Here is an 18,187-nt window from a genome sequence, read left to right as displayed (position 1 = left end):
CCCGTGCGGTTCGTTCGGCGCGGGTCACGAGATGCCCCGGTCGATCAGGTCGAAGAGTTCGTCGGCGGTGACGCCGTCCAGGGCGGCCCGCTCGGGTGTGCCGTCGGTCGTGCCGGCGTCCCAGCGGGCCGCGAGGTCCCGCAGGTGCGCCGCCACCCGGGCGCGGTCGGTGCCGTCGGCCGGCAGTGCGCCGAGCGCGCTCTCCACGCGGGCCAGTTCGGCGATGATCCGGTCGGCGCTCGCCTCGTCGGACTCGCTCGGCAGGAGCGCGTCGAGGAGGTGGTCGGCGAGCGCGGCCGGGTTGGGATGGTCGAACACGATGGTGGTGGGCAGGCGCAGGCCGGTGGCGGCGCCGAGGCGGTTGCGCAGTTCGACGGCGGTCAGCGAGTCGAAGCCCAGTTCCTTGAAGCCGCGGTCGGGTGCCACCGCGTCGCCTCCCCGGTGCCCCAGGACGTCGGCGACCTGGCCGCGGACGACGTCGAGCAGGGCGGGGGCGCGCTCGGGCGCGGGCAGGGCGGTGATCCGCGCCACCAGGGCGGCGGCGTCGGTCACCGGGCGGGCGGCGGCCGGGCCGGCCGGGGTGGCGACCAGGCCGTACAGCAGCGCCGGGGTGGGCGCGGCGGAGGCGGTGGCGAGGTCCAGGCGGGCGGTGACGGTCACGGCGTCGCCGGTGGCGGTGGCCGTGTCGAACAGGGCCAGTCCCTCGGCGGCGGCCATCGGCACGATGCGGTTGCGGCCGGCGCGGGCGACGTCGGCGGCGTCCAGGTGCCGGGTGAGGCCGGTGGCGTCGGCCCACAGCCCCCAGGCCGCGGCGGTGCCGGGCAGGCCGGCGGCGCGGCGCCGTTCGGCGAGCGCGTCGAGGAAGGCGTTGGCGGCGGCGTAGTTGGCCTGCGCGGGGGTGCCGAGGGTGGCCGCCGCGGAGGAGAACAGCACGAACGCCGACAGGTCCCTGTCCTTGGTGAGTTCGTGCAGGTGCCAGGCGGCGTCGGCCTTCGGGCGCAGCACGCCCGGCAGCCGGTCGGCGTCGAGTTCGGTCAGCACGCCGTCGTCGAGGGCGCCCGCGGTGTGCACCACCGCGGTCAGCGGGGCCTCGGCGGTCACCTTGGCGAGCAGCGCGTCGAGGGCGGCGCGGTCGGTGACGTCGCAGGTCTCGAAGCGGACGGTGGCGCCCGCCGCGGCCAGTTCGGCGACCAGGTCCGCGCTGCCGGGGGCGGCGGCGCCGCGGCGGCTGGCCAGCACCAGGTCGCGGGCGCCGTGTTCGGCCACCAGGTGCCGGGCGAGCATGCCGCCGAGCACGCCGGCGCCGGTGATCAGGACGGTGCCGTCGGCGTAGGGGGCGACGGTCAGCACGATCTTGCCGGTGTGCCGGGCCTGGGCCATGAACCGGAACGCGGTGCGCGCGTCGGCGAGGGGCCAGGTCCGGGTGGGCAGGCCGGTCAGCTCGCCCGCCTCGGCGTGGGCGACGACCTCGGTCAGCAGGCTCTGGACGCGATCGGGGCCGGCGTCCCGCAGCAGGTCGAACGGGAGGTAGTCGACACCGGGCAGGCCGGCGGGGTCGCGGAGGTCGGTCTTGCCGAGTTCCACGAACCGTCCGCCGGTGCGCAGCAGCCGCAGCGACGCGTCCACGAACTCACCCGCGAGGGAGTTCAGTACGACGTCCATCTCCGGGAAACGCCGCGCGAACTCCGTGTCCCGCGACGACGCCACGTGCGCCTCGTCCAGACCGGCCGCCCGCAACACCCCGTGCTTGCCGGGACTCGCCGTCGCATACACCTCGGCACCCAGCAGACGCGCCACCTGCACCGCGGCCATACCGACACCGCCGGCCGCCGCGTGCACCAGCACCCGGTCCCCCGCCCGGACCCCGGCGAGGTCGACGAGGGCGTACCGGGCGGTGGCGAACACGGACGGCAGGGCCGCGGCGCGGACCCAGGACCAGCCGGCGGGGACGGGCACCACGAGCCGCCGGTCCACCACGGCGAGGGTGCCGAAGCCGCCTGGCACCATGCCGAGGACGCGGTCGCCGACGGAGAGGTCGGTGACGTCGGGGGCGACCTCGACGACGGTGCCCGCGGCCTCGGAGCCGATCGCGTCGACCTCGTCCGGGTACATGTCGAGCGCGCACAGCACATCGCGGAAGTTCAGGCCCGCCGCGCGGACGGCGATGCGCACCTGGCCGGGTGCCAGGGGTGCGGTGGCGTCGGGAGCGTCGACGGCGTCGACGCCGTCGATGCTGCCGGGCCGTACCACGTCGACGCGCCAGGCGTCGGCGCCGGCGGGCGGGCGCAGCGCGGTCTCGGAGGCCCGGGTGAGCCGGGCGACGAGGCGTGCGCCGTCCCGGAGCGCGGTCTGCGGCTCGTCGCCGACGGCCGGCACCGCGCCCAGGGAGGCGGGCGTGCCGTCGGTGTCGACGAGCAGGAACCGGTCGGGGTGCTCGGTCTGCGCCGAGCGCACCAGGCCCCAGACCGCGGCGGCGGCCGGGTCGGGTTCCTCGCCGGGCCGGGCGGCGACGGCGTGCCGGGTGACGATCGCGAGCCGGGCGTGCCCGAACCGCTCGTCGGCGAGCCACGCGCGCAGCAGCTCCAGCACCTGGGCGGTGGCCCGGTGGGTGGCGGCGACCACGTCGGTCGCGGTGCTGACGGGAGCGAGGACGAGGTCGACCGCACCGGCGTCGATGTCGGCGAGGGTGGCGCTCAGGGGCGCGGTGAGGCCCTCCGGTCCGTCGCCCAGGACGGCGCAGCGCGCGGCGGCGGGTGCCTCGGCGTCGGGGGTCTGCCAGGTCACGCGGAACAGCGCGTCGCGCGTGCCGGCGGCGGCCACGGCGCGGAGCTGACCGGCCGACGCGGGCCGCAGCCGCAGCGCGGCCAGCTCCAGGACGGGCCGGCCCTCGCGGTCGGTCGCGGTGAGCCGCAGCGTGTCGGCGCTCTCCCGGGCGGCGCGCACCCGCAGGACGCGGGCCGGGCCGGGGTGCACGGTCACGCCGGTCCAGGTGAACGGCAGCAGCAGGGGCGCGTCCGCGGGCTCGGCGGCGGGCACGGCCTGGGTGACGGCGTCGAGCAGCGCCGGGTGCACGAGATGGCCGGTGGTGTCGACGGTGTCGGGGAGTTCGACCTCGGCGTAGACCTCGGTGTCCCGGCGCCACAGGGCGCGCAGGCCCCGGAAGGCGGGGCCGTAGCCGTAGCCGCGGGCGGCGAAGCGGTCGTACACGCCGTCGACCGGGACCGGCTCCGCGCCCGCCGGGGGCCACGCGCCGGTCACGGGTTCCGCCGGCTCGGCCGGTGCCAGGACGCCCGTGGCGTGCCGGGTCCAGCCGTCGCCGGAGTGGGAGTGGACGGCGACCGTACGGCGGCCGGAGGCGTCGGCGCCGTGCACGGTGACGCGCAGGGTCAGGCCGTCGGCGGGGACACCGATGGGCGCGGCCAGGGTCAGCTCCTCGACCTGGGCGCTGCCGAGGCGGTGGCCGGCGTGGGCCACCATCTCCAGGACGGCGGTGCCGGGCAGCAGGGCGGTGCCCAGCACGGTGTGCTCGGTCAGCCAGGGGTGCGTCTCGGGGCTGATCCGGCCGGTGAGGAGCAGGCCGTCCTCGTCGGGGAGTTCGGCCTCGGCGCCGAGCAGCGGATGCCCGCCGGCGGTGAGGCCGACGGCGGTCAGGTCACCGGCGCCGGCGGCGTGCGGGGTGAGCCAGTAGCGCTCGCGCTGGAAGGGGTAGGTGGGCAGTTCGACGGGGCGGGCGCCGGTGGCGTCGAACAGGGGGCGCCAGTCGACCGGCACGCCGCCGGCGGCGACCTCGGCCAGTGCGGTGGTGAAGCGCAGCCGGTCGCTCTCGTCGCGGCGCAGGGTGGCGGCGACCCGCAGTTCGGTGCCCTCGGCCTCGGCGGTCTGCTGCATGGCGACCGTGAGCACGGGGTGCGGGCTGATCTCCACGAAGCCGTGGTGGCCGGCGGCGAGCAGGCCGCTGATCGCGTTCTGGAAGAGCACGGGCTCGCGCAGGTTGCGGTACCAGTAGCGGGCGCCCAGTTCGCTGCCGTCGATCCAGTCCGCGGTGACGGTGGAGTACAGGGGCACGTCGCCGTCCTGGGGGCGGATGCCCTTGAGGTCGGCGAGCAGCCGCTGCCGTACGGCCTCCACCTGCGGGGAGTGCGAGGCGTAGTCGGCGGCGACGCGGCCGGCGCGCAGCCCCTCGTCGTCGCAGAGGTCGAGCAGCTCCTCCAGGGCGTCGCGGTCGCCCGCGACGACCAGCGAGCGGGGGCTGTTGGCGGCGGCGATGCCGAGCCGTCCGGGCCAGCGCTCCAGCATCTGCTCGACGTCGGCGGCGGGGGCGGCGACGAAGGCCATGCCGCAGCGGCCGGGCAGGTCGGCGACGGCCTTGGCGCGCAGCGCGACGATCTTCGCGGCGTCGTCCAGGGTGAGGGCGCCGGCGACGCAGGCGGCGGCGATCTCGCCCTGGGAGTGGCCGACGACGGCCGCCGGCACGACGCCGTGGGAGCGCCACACCGCGGCCAGCGAGACCATGAGCGCGAACAGCACCGGCTGCACCACGTCGACGCGGCTCAGCGGCGGCGCGCCCTCGGCGCCGCGCAGCACGTCCACGACCGACCAGTCCAGGTAGGGGGCGAGGGCGCGCTCGCACTCGGCCATGCGCGCGGCGAACACGGGGTGGGTGTCGAGCAGTTCCACGCCCATGCCGAGCCACTGTCCGCCCTGGCCGGCGAAGACGAAGACGACGCTGCCGTCGGCTCCGGCGGTGCCGCGGACGACGGCCTGGTCGGCGCCGCCCGCGGCGAGCACGTCGAGCGCGGCGAGCAGTTCGGCGCGGTCGCGGCCCACGACGGCGGCGCGGTGCTCGAACGCGGTGCGGCGGGTGGCCAGGGTGAACCCGACGGAGGCGGGCTCAAGGCCGGGGTCGGCGGCGACGAACTCGCGCAGCCGGGCGGCCTGTTCGAGCAGCGCGGCCTCGGTGCGCGCGGACAGCTGCCAGGGCACGGGGACCGCACCGGCCGGCGGCGCCGCCGCTTCCTCGGGTTCGGGCGCTTCCGCCACGATCACATGGGCGTTGGTGCCGCTGACGCCGAACGAGGACACGCCGGCCCGGCGGGGACGCTCGCCCCGGGGCCACGGGCGGGCCTCGGTGAGCAGCCGTACGTCGCCGGACACCCAGTCCACGTGCGGGGTGGGCTCGTCGACGTGCAGCGTCTTCGGGAGCAGTCCGTGCTGGAGCGCGAGCACCATCTTGATCACTCCGCCGACGCCGGCGGCGGCCTGGGCGTGGCCGAGGTTGGACTTCAGCGAGCCCAGCCACAGCGGCCGGTCGCGGTCCTGGCCGTAGGAGGAGAGGAGTGCCTGGGCCTCGATGGGGTCGCCCAGGGTGGTGCCGGTGCCATGGCCCTCGACGGCGTCCACGTCGGCGGGACGCAGTCCGGCGTCGGCCAGTGCCTGCCGGACCACGCGCTGCTGGGCGGCGCCGCTCGGCGCGGTGAGGCCGTTGGAGGCGCCGTCCTGGTTGATGGCGGTGCCGGGCAGCAGGGCGAGCACCGGGTGGCCGTTGCGGCGGGCGTCGGAGAGCCGCTCCAGCAGGAGCATGCCGACGCCCTCGGACCAGCCGAGTCCGTCGGCGGCCTTGGCGTACGAGCGGCAGCGGCCGTCCTCGGACAGGCCGCCCTGCTTGGTGAAGTCGACGAACAGCTCCGGCGTCGGCATGACGGTCACACCGCCGGCCAGCGCGAGGGTGCTCTCGCCCGAGCGCAGCGACCGCACCGCCTGGTGCAGGGCGACGAGGGAGGACGAGCAGGCGGTGTCCACCGTGAAGGCGGGGCCCTCCAGGCCGAGGACGTAGGAGATGCGGCCGGCCACCACGCTGGCCAGGCGGCCGGTCAGGGCGTGCCCGTCGCCGCCCTCGGGAATGCCGGCGAGCAGCGAGGAGTAGGACTGGGCGTTGGCGCCGACGAACACGCCGACGCGTCCGCCCCGCCAGGAGCCGGGTGCGACCCCGGCCCGCTCCAGCGCCTCCCAGCTGGTCTCCAGGAGCAGCCGCTGCTGGGGGTCCATCAGCTGGGCCTCGCGCGGGCTGATGCCGAAGAAGCCGGCGTCGAACAGGGCGACGTCGTCGAGGAATCCGCCGTGCCGGGTACGGCTGGCCGAGGGGCCGTCCGGGTCGGCGAGGGCGGCGAGGTCCCAGCCGCGGTCGGCGGGGAACGGCGTGATGGCGTCGCGCTCCTCCAGCACGAGCCGCCACAGCTCGTCGGGGGTGGTCACGCCGCCCGGGAAGCGGCAGGCCATGCCGACCACGGCGACCGGGTCGTCGTCGGCCGCGCGCTGTACGGGCTCGTCGTCCTCGGCGAGCCGGACGTGCCGGCCGGAGGCGGCGTCGACCAGGACGTCCGCGAGGGCGCGGGCGGTGGGGTGGTCGTAGATGGCGGTGGTGGGCAGCTTCACGCCGGTACTGCGGCTGAGCCGCAGCAGCAGCTGTACGGCGGTCAGCGAGCGCAGTCCGAGTTCCCGGATCGCCCGGTCCGGCGGCACGTCGGCGGCGGTGCCGAGGTCGAGCACCTCCGCGACCTGTGTCAGGACCAGGTCCAGGACGACGCGCCGGCGCTCGGGTTCGGGCAGACCGGCGAGCCGGTGCGTGAGCGCGGGCGGCTGAGCGGCCTTCGGGTCGGTCAGCGGCTCAGTCATGGGTGGTCCCCTCCAGCGGGTCCGGTGCGTGCAGTGCGGAGACGGGCAGGCCGGGTTCGGCGAGTGCGGCCTGCAGCAGCGCGGTGGTGCCGGCCAGCAGGCCGTCCACGACGCGTCGGTCGAGGGCGGCGGCGCGGTGTACGACGTGTCCGGTGAGGCCGCCGTCGGGGTCCTCGACCAGGTGCACCTCAAGGTGCCAGCGGGCGTAGGCCTGTTGACCCGTGAACTGTTCGACGCGGGCGCCGGGCAGGCCGAGTTCGCCGAGTTCTACGTTGACGAGCTGGAACACGACGTCGACCAGCGGCTGTTCGGGGTCCAGGCCGAGGCCCTCGACGACGCGTTCCCAGGGCAGTGCCTGGTGGGCGTAGGCGTCGACGGCGGTGTCCCGGACCCGGTCGAGCAGGCCGGCGAAGGACGGGTCGCCGGAGAGGTCGACGCGCAGGGGCACGAAGTTGGCGAAGAAGCCGATCAGCCCCTCGACCTCGGCCCGGGTGCGGCCCGCCACCGGGGAGCCGACGGCGAGGTCGTCCGTGCCCGCCCAGCGGGCGAGCGTGGCCGTGAACGCGGCCAGCAGGGTCATGTAGAGGGTGGCGTCGTGCTCGGCGCCGACCCGGCGGGCGGTGGCGACCAGGTCGGCGGGCAGCCGCCACTCGGTCAGCACGCCAGTGTCGTCGTGGGCCGCGCCGGCCGGGACGCCGGGCAGGGCGAGGGGCCGCAGACCGGCCAGCCGGCGGCGCCAGTGGTCGAGCTGGGCGTCGAGCGCGTCGCCGGTGAGCCAGGTCCGCTGCCAGACGGCGAAGTCGCCGTACTGGACGGGCAGTTCGGGAAGCTCGGCCGGGCGGTTCTCGCGCAGTGCCGCGTAGACGCCGGACAGTTCGGTCCAGAGCACGCCCTGGGACCAGCCGTCGGTTGCGATGTGATGCACCGTCAGCAGCAGGACGTGGTCGTCGGGCGCGATCCGCAGCAGGGCGGGCCGCAGCACCGGTCCGGAGACGAGGTCGAACGGCCGGGCCGCGGCCTCGTCGGCCAGGGCGCGGGCGGCGGTCTCGTCGGCCACGTCCACCGGGTCCAGCACGATGTCCGCGGCGGGCAGGATCACCGACGTCGGCTCGTCGCCGGGCACGAACGCCGTGCGCAGCGCCTCGTGCCGGCGGACGACCTCGGTCAGGGCGCGGCCCAGCAGGTCCGCGTCCAGTTCGCCGGTGATCCGTACGGCCAGCGGGATCGTCCAGACCGGGTTGCCGGGGTCGGCCTCGTGCAGCCGCCACAGCCGCAGCTGGCCCAGCGACAACGGCAGGGGCTCCTGCCGGGACACCGGGACCAGGGGCGGCACGGCGGTGCGCGGGGCCACGGCGACGACCTCGGCGAGCGCGCGCGGGGTGCGGTGCTGGAACAGCTCCCGCAGGGACACCTCGGCGCCCAGCACCTCGCGGATCCGGGCGACCGTGCGGGCCGCGACCAGCGAGTGCCCGCCGAGCGCGAAGAAGTCGTCGTCGATCCCGACCCTGCCGGTCTCCAGCACCTCGGCGAACACCTCGCACAGCGCCTGCTCCGCCGAGGTGCGGGGCGCGGTGAAGCCGGTGTCGAGCGTGGTGCGCAGATCGGGGGCGGGCAGCGCGGCCCGGTCGATCTTGCCGGTGGTGGTCAGCGGGAACGCGTCCAGCGCGACGAGCGCCGACGGCACCATGTAGTCCGGTACGGCGTCGGCCAGGTGGGCGCGCAGCCGGGCGGGCAGCCCGCCGTCGGTGCCCGGGACGGGAACGACGTAGCCGACGAGCCGCTTGACGCCCGGGGCGTCCTCGCGGGCGACGACGACGGCGCGGGTGACCTCGGGGTGCCGCAGCAGGACGGCCTCGACCTCGCCCAGCTCCACCCGGAACCCGCGGATCTTGACCTGGTGGTCGAGCCGGCCCAGGTACTCCAGGCTGCCGTCGGGCCGCCAGCGGCCCAGGTCACCGGTGCGGTAGAGGCGGGATCCCGGCGGGCCGAACGGGTCGGGCACGAACTTCTGCGCCGTCAGTTCCGGCTTGCCGACGTAGCCGCGGGCGAGTCCGGGGCCGGCGAAGCACAGTTCGCCGGCCACGCCCACGGGGACCGGCCGCAGCCGGTCGTCCAGGACGTAGGCGCGGGAGTTGTCGACCGGCTCGCCCAGGTGTGCGGTCCGCGGCCAGTCGGCGACGTCACCGGGCAGCGTGCAGGAGGTGACGACCTGGATCTCGGTGGAGCCGTAGTGGTTGTGCAGGCGCAGGTGGGGCCGGGCGGCGCAGAACTCGCGCAGCACGGTGTCCAGCGTCAGCGGCTCGCCCGCCTGGGAGATGTGCCGCAGCGAGGTGAGCCGGGCCCGGCCGGCGCCGGCCTCCTCGGCGAGCGCGCGGATCATCAGGTTGGGCACGAAGATCTGCTCGATGGCCCGCTCGTCGAGCCAGCGGGCGAAGCGGGCCGGGTCGCGGCGGGTCTCCTCGGTGGGGATGACCAGCGTCTCGCCGTACAGGAGGGCGGAGAGCACCTCCTGCACATGCACGTCGAAGGTGAGGGCGGTGAACTGGGCGGTGCGCGTGCCGGGTCCGCCCGGTACCGCCTTCTTCTGCCAGGCGAGCATGTTGACCACGCACCGGGCGGGCATGGCGATGCCCTTGGGTACGCCGGTGGAGCCGGAGGTGTAGACGACATAGGCGAGGGAGTCGGGGCCGGGTCGCCCGGCGGCCGTCGCCGCGTGCGGCTCCTGCTCGGCCGGGGCGTCCACGAGGACGAGGGCGGTGCCCTCGGCGAAGACGTCCGCGTGGGCCCGGTCGGTGACGGCGACGGTCATCCGGGCGTCGTCGACGATGAGCCGGATCCGGTCCCGGGGGTGGCTCGGGTCGATCGGCACATAGGCGGCGCCGGCCTTGAGGATGCCGATCAGACCGGCCATCTGTACGGTGCCGCGCTCCAGGCAGAGGCCGACGAGGTCGTCCGGCCGTACCCCGTGGGCCCGCAGTCCGGCGGCGATCCGCTCGGCCTCGCGGTCCAGTTCGGCGTAGGTGAGGACGTCGTCCTCGCACTCCACGGCCCGGGCGTCAGGGGTACGGGCTACCTGCTCGGCGAACAGCTCCGCGAGCGGGACGTCCCGGTACGGGAGGGCCGTGTCGTTCCACCGCTCCAGCAGCAGGTGGCGGTCGTCGTCGTCCAGCAGCGAGAGCGTGGACAGCGGCGCGTCCGGGTCGGCGAGGGCCCCGCGCAGCAGCACCGTGAGGTGGTGCAGCAGGCGGCGGACCGTCTCCGCCTCGAACAGCGCGGTGGAGTGCAGCACGGTGCCGCGCACCCGGTCGCCGTCCTCGGTGAGGTGCACTTCGAGGTCGACGCGGGTGAAGGCGTGGTCGTCCAGCAGCGGTTCCAGGCGGGCGGCGCCGAGACGGTCGCCCTTGTCCTTCGGCGCCCGCATCAGCTGGAAGACCACCTGGACCAGCGGGTTGCGGGACAGGTCCCGCTCGGGTGCCAGGGTCTCCACCAGGTGCTCGAAGGGCAGGTCCTGGTGGTCCATGGCGCCCACCACCGTCTCGCGCACCCGGCCCAGCAGGTCGCGGAAGGTCGGGTCGCCGGAGACGTCGGTGCGCAGCACCAGCATGTTGACGAAGAAGCCGATCAGCCGCTCCACCTCGGGGCGGGTACGGCCCGCCACCGGGGCGCCGACGGCGACGTCCTCGGTGCCGGCGAACCGTGCCAGGACCACGGTGAAGGCGGTCAGCAGCGTCATGTACAGGGTGGCGCCCTCGGTGTCGCCGAACGCGCGCGCGGCCCGGACCAGGTCCTCGGGCAGTTCCCACGGCTGGGAGGCGCCCGCCGAGCCGGCGACCGCGGGGCGGGGCCGGTCCAGGGGCAGTTCCAGGGGGCGCAGCCCGGCGAGCCGCGCCCGCCAGTAGGTGAGGTACCGCTCCAGCTCGGCACCGGTGAGCCGGTCCCGCTGCCAGACGGCGAAGTCGCCGTACTGGACGGCCAGTTCGGGCAGTTCGGCGGGGTCGCCGGACAGTTCGGCGCGGTAGGCCTCGGCCAGCTCGCCCCAGAACACGGCGTGCGACCAGCCGTCGGTGACCGCGTGGTGCGCGGTGATCAGGACGGCGTGGTCCTCGGCCGCGAGGCGCAGCACGCGGGCGCGCAGCAGCGGACCCTGGGCCAGGTCGAAGGGGCGCGCGGCGTCCGCCTCGGCCAGGGCGCGCACCTCGGCCTCGTCGGTGACGTCCGTGACCTCCAGGCGGAGCGGGGTCGCGGGCCGGACGACGGCCGTCGGCTCGCCGGCGTCGGCGGCGAAGACGGTACGCAGCACCTCGTGGCGGGAGACCACCAGGGACAGCGCCCGGCCGAGGGCGTCGACGTCGAGCGGGCCGCGGGCGCGTACGCCCATCGCCACGTTCCAGAAGCCGCTGTCCGGGGTGAGCCGGTCCAGGAACCACAGGCGCCGCTGGGAGGACGACAGCGGAAGCGCGGCGCCGTCGCGGCGGGCCGGCCGGATGACGTCCGTGGCCGCGCCGGGCTCGCCGAGGGTCTCGGCCAGCCGGCGCGGGGAGCGCCGTTCGAACACCGCCTGGAGCGGCACGTCGGGCCCGAAGCGGGCGCGGATCCGCGCGATGGCGCGGGTGGCCAGCAGCGAGTGCCCGCCCAGGGCGAAGAAGTCGTCGTCGGCGCCCACCGGGTGGACGTCCAGCACCTCGGCGAAGATCTCGCACAGCACCCGCTCCGCCTCGGTCGCGGGCGGCACGTACCCGCTCTCGGCGACCGAGCGGGTGTCGGGTGCGGGCAGGGCCCGGCGGTCGATCTTGCCGGTGGTGGACAGCGGGAACGCGTCGAGCGCGACGAACGCCGACGGCACCATGTAGTCGGGTACGGAGCCCGCGGCGTGGGCGCGCAGCGCGGGCAGCACGCTCGCGTCGGCCTCCGGCTCCAGCACCACATAGGCGACCAGGCGCTTGTCGCCCGGGATGTCCTCGCGCACGGCGACGGTGACCTGCGAGACCGCCGGGTGCCGCAGCAGCGCGGCCTCGACCTCGCCGGGCTCCACCCGGAAGCCGCGGATCTTGACCTGGACGTCGGCGCGGCCGAGGAACTCCAGCGCGCCGCCGGGCAGCCACCGTACGACGTCGCCCGTGCGGTACATCCGCTCGCCCGGCCCGCCCCACGGGTCCGGCACGAACTTCTCGGCGGTCAGGTCGGGCCGGCCCAGGTAGCCGCGCGCCACGCGGGGCCCGCCGATGACGAGTTCGCCCGCCACGCCCAGCGGCGCCGGGCGGAGGGTGTCGTCGAGGACGTACACCCGGGTGTTGTCGATCGGCGCGCCGATGGGCACGCGGGAGCCGGCGAGCCGGAAGCCCGGCTCCATCGGGAACAGCGTGGTGAACGCGGTCGCCTCGGTCGGGCCGTAGGCGTCGACCACGGTCAGGTGCGGGTGGGCGGCCATCACCTGGGCGACGGTCTCGCCGGACACGGCCTCGCCGCCGGTGAGCACCTCGCGCAGTCCGCCGAAGCACTCCATGCACTCCTCGGCGAGGAGGCTGAACAGGGGTGCGGGCAGGCACATCGCGGTGACGCCGTGCTCGCGGATGAGCCGGTCGAAGGTGTGCGGCTCGACGTGCTCGTCGGCGGCGACGACGATCTGCTTGCCGGCCAGCAGGAACGGCCACAGCTCGTAGGTGGAGATGTCGGTGGCCAGCGGGTAGTGCAGCAGCACCCGTTCGTGGTTGCCGTTGCTCCAGCGGCGGTCGGCGGCCAGCACGACGACGTTGCGGTGGGTCACGGCCACGCCCTTGGGCTCGCCGCTGGAGCCCGAGGTGTAGATGACGTACGCCGTGGTGTCGGGGTGCGGGTCGATGCCGGGGTCGGTGTCGGGGCCGGGGCCCGGGTCGGTGACGTCGAGGACGGTGATGCCGTCGGTGCCGGGCACCGGGCGGTCGGCGATGACGACGCGCAGCCCGGAGGTGGCCACGATGCGTTCGGTGCGGCCCGTGGGGTTGCGCGGGTCGAGCGGCACGTAGGCGGCGCCCGCCTTGAGCACGCCGAGTACGGCGGCCACCATGCCGGTGGAGCGTCCGGTGGCGACACCGACCGGTTCGTCGGCGCCGACGCCGTGGGCCAGCAGGAGGTGGGCGAAGCGGTTGGCCCGCCGGTCCAGTTCGGCGTAGGTGACCCGCTCGTCGCCGCAGATCAGGGCGACGGCGTCGGGGGTGCGGGCGGCCTGCTCGGCGTAGAGCCGGGGCACGGAGCCGTCCGGCAGGGGTACGGCCGTGTCGTTCCAGGCGATCAGGGTGCGGTGCCGGTCGGTCTCGTCGAGCATGGTCGCCGCGGACACCGGCCGGTCGGGGTCGGCGAGCACCTCGCCGAGGACCACCGACACGTGGTGCATCAGCTGGCGGACGGTGTCGGCGTCGAACAGGTCGGCCGCGTACAGGACGGTCGCGCCGACCTCGTCGCCGGTCTCGACGGCGTGCACCTCCAGGTCCATCCGGGTGTACGCGTGGTCGATGTCGAACGGCTCGGCCTGGGCGCCCTGCCACCAGGGCCGCCGGGGCGCGTCGGTGAGCAGCTGGAACGCCACCTGCACCAGCGGGTTGCGGGACAGGTCGCGCTCGGGGCGCAGCCGTTCCACCAGGTGCTCGAAGGGGACGTCCTGGTGCTCGACGGCGCCGACCACCGACTCCCGTACCCGGCCGAGGAGTTCCCGGAAGGTCGGGTCGCCGGACAGGTCCGTGCGGACGGCGACGACGTTGACGAAGAAGCCGATCAGCGCCTCGGTCTCGGCGCGGGTCCGGCCGGCCATCGGCGAGCCCACGGCGACGTCCTCGGTGCGGGCGTACCGGGACAGGACGAGGGTGAACGCGGCCAGGAGGACCATGTAGAGCGTGGCGCCCTCGCGGGCGGCGACGGCCCGGGCGTCCCGGACCACGTCGGCGGGCAGCTGCCAGGGCAGAGTGCCCGCCCGGCCGGTGGCGACGGCGGGCCGGGCCTTGTCCAGCGGCAGTTCCAGCGGGGCGAGGCCGGCCAGCCGGTCGGTCCAGTAGCCGGCCCGGCGCTCCAGCACCTCACCGGTCAGCCAGGACCGCTGCCAGACGGCGTGGTCGCCGTACTGGACGGGCAGTCCGGGCAGCGGGGTGCCGTCGTACGCGGCGGCGATCTCGGCCCACAGCAGGGCCTGGGACCAGCCGTCGGTCGCGATGTGGTGCACGGCGACGACGAGGACGTGGTCGTCGGGGGCGAGCCGGAGCAGCGTGGCGCGCAGCAGCGGGCCCCGCGTCAGGTCGAACCCGGTGGACAGCTCGGCGGAGGCCGCGGCCCGTGCCGCGTCGGCGTCCGGTACGTCGACGACCCGCAGGGGGACCGGGGCGGCGGTGCCGACGACCGCGGCGGGCACGCCGTCGGCCACCGTGAAGGTGGTGCGCAGCGTCTCGTGACGGGCGACGACCGCCGACAGGGCGCCGACCAGCCGCTCGGGGTCCAGCGTTCCGCGCACGCGCAGGGCTCCGCCGGAGGTGTACGAGGCGCTGCCGGGGGCGAGCTGGTCCAGGAACCACATCCGCTGCTGGGCGAAGGACAGCGGCAGCGGCCGGTCGCGGTCCGCGGGCACCAGCGGCGGCGCCGGGTCGGCCGGGAGCGCGGCGCCGGTGACGACCACGGCCAGGGCCCGCGGGGTGCGGTGCTCGAACACCTCGCGCAGCGGGACCTCGGTGCCGAAGGCGCGGGCGATACGGGCGACGAGCCGGGTGGCGAGCAGCGAGTGCCCGCCGCGTACGAAGAAGTCGTCCTCGGCGCCGAACGCGTCGGCGTCGAGCAGCTCGGCGAAGATCTCGCACAGCGCCCGCTCGGCGTCGGTGCGCGGTGCGGCCAGGCCGGCGTCCGCCGTCTCCGCCGGGGCGGGCAGCGCGGCGCGGTCGACCTTGCCGGTGGCGGTCAGCGGCAGCGCGTCGGCGAGGACGAACGCCGAGGGCACCAGGTAGTCGGGCAGGGCCGCGGCGGCGTGGGCGCGCAGGGCGGCGGTGTCGGTGGTGTGGCCGGCGCGCGGGACGACATGGGCGACGAGCCGCTTGCCGGCGGGGCCGTCGCCGCGCACCACGACGGCGGCGTGCGCGACGGCGGGGTGGGCGGCCAGGACGGCCTCGACCTCGCCGGGCTCGACCCTCAGGCCGCGCAGCTTCGCCTGGTCGTCGGCGCGGCCGAGGAACTCCAGGACGCCGTCGGGGCGGCGGCGCACCACGTCGCCGGTGCGGTACATGCGGCTGCCCGCCGGTCCGAACGGGTCGGGCAGGAAGCGTTCGGCGGTGGCCGCCGGCCGGCCGGCGTAGCCGCGGGCCAGGCGCGGGCCGCCGACGTACAGTTCGCCGGGCACGCCGAACGGGACGGGCCGCAGCCGGTCGTCGAGGACGTGGGCGCGGGTGTTGTCCAGGGGGCTGCCGATGGGCACCCGGCCGCCGGGGGCCGGGTCGGCCGGCGCGATCGGGTGGAGGGTGGCGAAGGTGGTGGTCTCGGTGGGGCCGTAGCCGTTGACGACCGTCAGCTCCGGGTGGGCGGCGCGGACGCGGGCCACGGTCGCCGGGGACACGGTGTCGCCGCCGACGACGAGTTCGCGGACGCCGGCCAGGCAGGTGACGTCCTCCTCGGCCACGAGGTCGAAGAGGCCGGAGGTCAGCCACAGCGCGGTGACGCCCTGGTCGGCGACGACACGGGCGAGGGCGGCGGGTCCGAGGGCGCCGGGCGGGGCCACGACGACGCGGCGGCCGGACAGCAGCGGGGACCACAGTTCGTAGGTGGAGGCGTCGAAGGCCTGCGGGGAGTGCAGCAGGACCCGCTCGTGGGCTCCGCCGGACCAGCGCCGGTGGAGGGCGAGGGCGGCCACGGCGCGGTGGGTCGTGGCGACGGCCTTGGGCGTGCCGGTGGAACCGGAGGTGGACATCACGTACGCCAGGCCGTCGGGGCCGACGGTGGTCGGCGGCGCCGTGTCGGGGGCGGTGTCGGGGACGGCGTGCAGGTCCACGGCCGGCAGGTGCTCGGTGCCGGCGGGTGCGGGGCCGCCGTCGGTCAGCAGCAGCGCGGCACCGGTGTCGGCGAGGACGGCTCGGGTCCGGGCGGCCGGGTTGCGGGCGTCGAGCGGCAGGTAGGCGCCACCGGCCTTGAGGACGGCGAGCACGGCGACGACCAGGTGGGCGGAGCGTTCGGTGGCCAGCGCGACGACGCTCTCGGGTCCGGCTCCGTGGCCGGCCAGGACGTGGGCGAGCCGGTTGGCGGCGCGGTCCAGCTGGGCGTAGGTGAGGTGCTCCGTGCCGTCGGCCACGGCGACGGCGTCCGGGGTGCGTGCGGCCTGGGCGGCGAACAGCTCGGGCAGCGAGGCCTCGGGCAGCGGTACGTCGGTGCCGTGGGCGGCCCGGTCCAGGGCCGCGTCCTCGGCGGCGTCGGTCATCGTCAGCCGGGACAGCGGCCGGTCCGGCTCGGCGCAGGCGGCGCGCAGCAGGGTGGTCAGGTGGCGGGCCAGCCGCTCGACGGTGTCCCGGTCGAACAGGGCGCGGCTGTAGTTGATCAGTCCCTCGACGCCGCCCTCGGCGTCCTCGCCGAGGTAGACCTCCAGGTCCATGCGGGTGAAGGCGCGGTCGCCCGCGAAGGGTTCGGCGGTGGTGCCGGGGAACGGCGCGGGGCGTGCGGCGGGCCGGGGCACGTACTGGAAGACGACCTGGGCGAGCGGGTTGCGGGACAGGTCGCGCTCGGGGACCAGCCGCTCCACCAGGTACTCGAACGGCACGTCCTGGTGCGCCATCTCGTCCACGGAGGCGGCGCGGACGCGTTCGACGAGTTCCGCGAAGGTGGGGTCGCCGCCGAGGTCGGTGCGGGTGACGACGGTGTTGACGAAGAACCCGATCAGTTGCTCGACCTCGGCCAGGGGCCGGCCGGCGACCGGCTGGGCGACGGCGACGTCCTCGGTGCGGGCGTGCCGCCCGAGGACCGCGCTGAACGCGGCCAGCAGGGTCATGTGCAGGGTCGCGCCCTGCCGTGCGGCGACGGCCCGGGCGGCGGCGACGGCGTCCGCCGGCAGCCGCCAGGTGACGACGCCGCCCTCGGCGGAGGCGACGGCCGGGCGGGGCCGGTCGAGCGGCAGGTCCAGCGGGGGCAGGCCGGCCAGCCGGTCGTGCCAGAACGCGAGGCGCCGCTCCAGCACGGCGGGCGGCAGGGTACGGCGCTGCCAGGCGGCGAAGTCGGCGTACTGCACCGGCAGTTCCGGCAGCGCGGGCTGCCGGCCCTCGGCCAGGGCGGTGTAGGCCGCGGTCAGCTCGGCCCACAGCAGGCCGTGCGACCAGCCGTCGGTGGCGATGTGGTGCACCGTCAGCAGCAGGACGTGGTCGTCGGCGGCGAGCCGCAGCAGGCGGGCGCGGAGCAGGGGGCCGTTGGTGAGGTCGAAGGGGCGCGCGGCCTCCTCGCCGGCCAGCCGCTCGGCGTCGGCCTCGTCCGCGGCGTCGGTCACGGGGACGGGTACCGGCTCCGGCGGCAGGACGACGGCACCGGGGACGCCTTCGTGGTCGGCGAAGACGGTGCGCAGGGTCTCGTGCCGGGCGACGACACGGCTCAGCGCCCGGGCCAGCAGGCCGGCGTCGAGCGGGCCGCGGACGCGCACGGCGGTGCCGAAGTTGTAGAAGGCGCTGTCCGGCATCAGCCGGTCGAGGAACCACAGCCTCTGCTGGGCGAACGACAGCTCCAGCGGCTGGTCCCGGGGGACCCGGGTGATGCCCGCCGGTGTCGTGCCGGTCCTCGCCGTGCGCTCCCGGAGCCGGTTCAGTGCCGAGTCCAGTCCCGGCCGTCGCGAGCTCCCCTGCGTCATCCGGCTGTCTCCCGCTCCTCGTCGGCTTCGGTGAGTCCGCGGTCGCGCATCATGCTGGCCAGTGCGCGATGGGTGCCGGACTCGCTTGCTTCGAACTGCTCGACCACGCGCCGCCGCATCGGGACGGGCTTCTCCTGGCTGAGCTTGAACATCGTCTGCACGGACTCGACCCGCAGGGTGAAGGCGCCCACGCCGGGCGCGATCTGGCGGAAGTAGTCGAGGGAGGACTGCTGGTCCCAGCCGCGCCCGAAGCCGGACTCCAGCCGCCGGGCGGTGTCGGAGACGATGTCCAGCACGGCGCCGGGGTCGGCGGTGGGCTCCACCGTGCCGGTCACGTGGACGGCGGTGAAGTCCCAGGTGGGGGCGGCGGGCGTGACCTCGTAGACCGTCGGCGAGACATAGCCGTGCGGGCCCTGGAAGACGATGAGCGCCCGGTCACCGGAGCGCATCCGGCGCCACTGCGGGTTCTCGACGTTCATGTGGCCGATCAGGGTGGAGCCGGCGAGCGGGACGGTGCCCGCGGCGACGGCCTCGGCGTCGGCCCCGTCGGGTCCGTGCCGGAACAGCACCGGCGCGTGCGTGGCCACCGGGACGCCGTCGTGCGAGGTGACGACCAGTGCCAGTGGGTTGTGTCGCAGAAACGCCAGGACGACGCCGTCGCGGTCCTCGCGGTACAGCGGACGTTCGTACACT

3 protein-coding genes are annotated in these 18,187 nt (G+C 76.0%); all 3 read right to left on the bottom strand.

Translation table 11 applies throughout. From position 1 onward, the window contains the following. Positions 1–24: 24 nt before the first annotated feature. Genes ABZ937_RS35630 through ABZ937_RS35620 form a run of 3 tightly spaced genes read right to left on the bottom strand, consistent with a single transcriptional unit; the run spans position 25 to position 18,186 of the window. Positions 25–6,672 (bottom strand): SDR family NAD(P)-dependent oxidoreductase, encoded by a 6,648-nt coding sequence (locus ABZ937_RS35630; protein WP_361698196.1) that lies wholly within the window; start codon positions 6,670–6,672, stop codon positions 25–27. Next, entirely contained in the window at positions 6,665–17,494 is a 10,830-nt protein-coding gene (locus ABZ937_RS35625) for an amino acid adenylation domain-containing protein (protein ID WP_361698194.1), read from the bottom strand. The genes ABZ937_RS35630 and ABZ937_RS35625 overlap by 8 nt, the downstream gene beginning before the upstream one ends. After that, positions 17,491–18,186, bottom strand: a complete 696-nt coding sequence (locus ABZ937_RS35620) for an FMN-binding negative transcriptional regulator (protein ID WP_361698192.1) — start codon at positions 18,184–18,186, stop codon at positions 17,491–17,493. Before ABZ937_RS35620 ends, ABZ937_RS35625 begins: the two co-directional genes overlap by 4 nt. Position 18,187 lies beyond the last annotated feature (1 nt).

Origin of the sequence: Streptomyces sp. NPDC046727 (assembly GCF_040645635.1) — a bacterium.
Taxonomy (GTDB): domain Bacteria; phylum Actinomycetota; class Actinomycetes; order Streptomycetales; family Streptomycetaceae; genus Streptomyces.
This window is presented reverse-complemented; position numbering and strand designations above follow the sequence as displayed.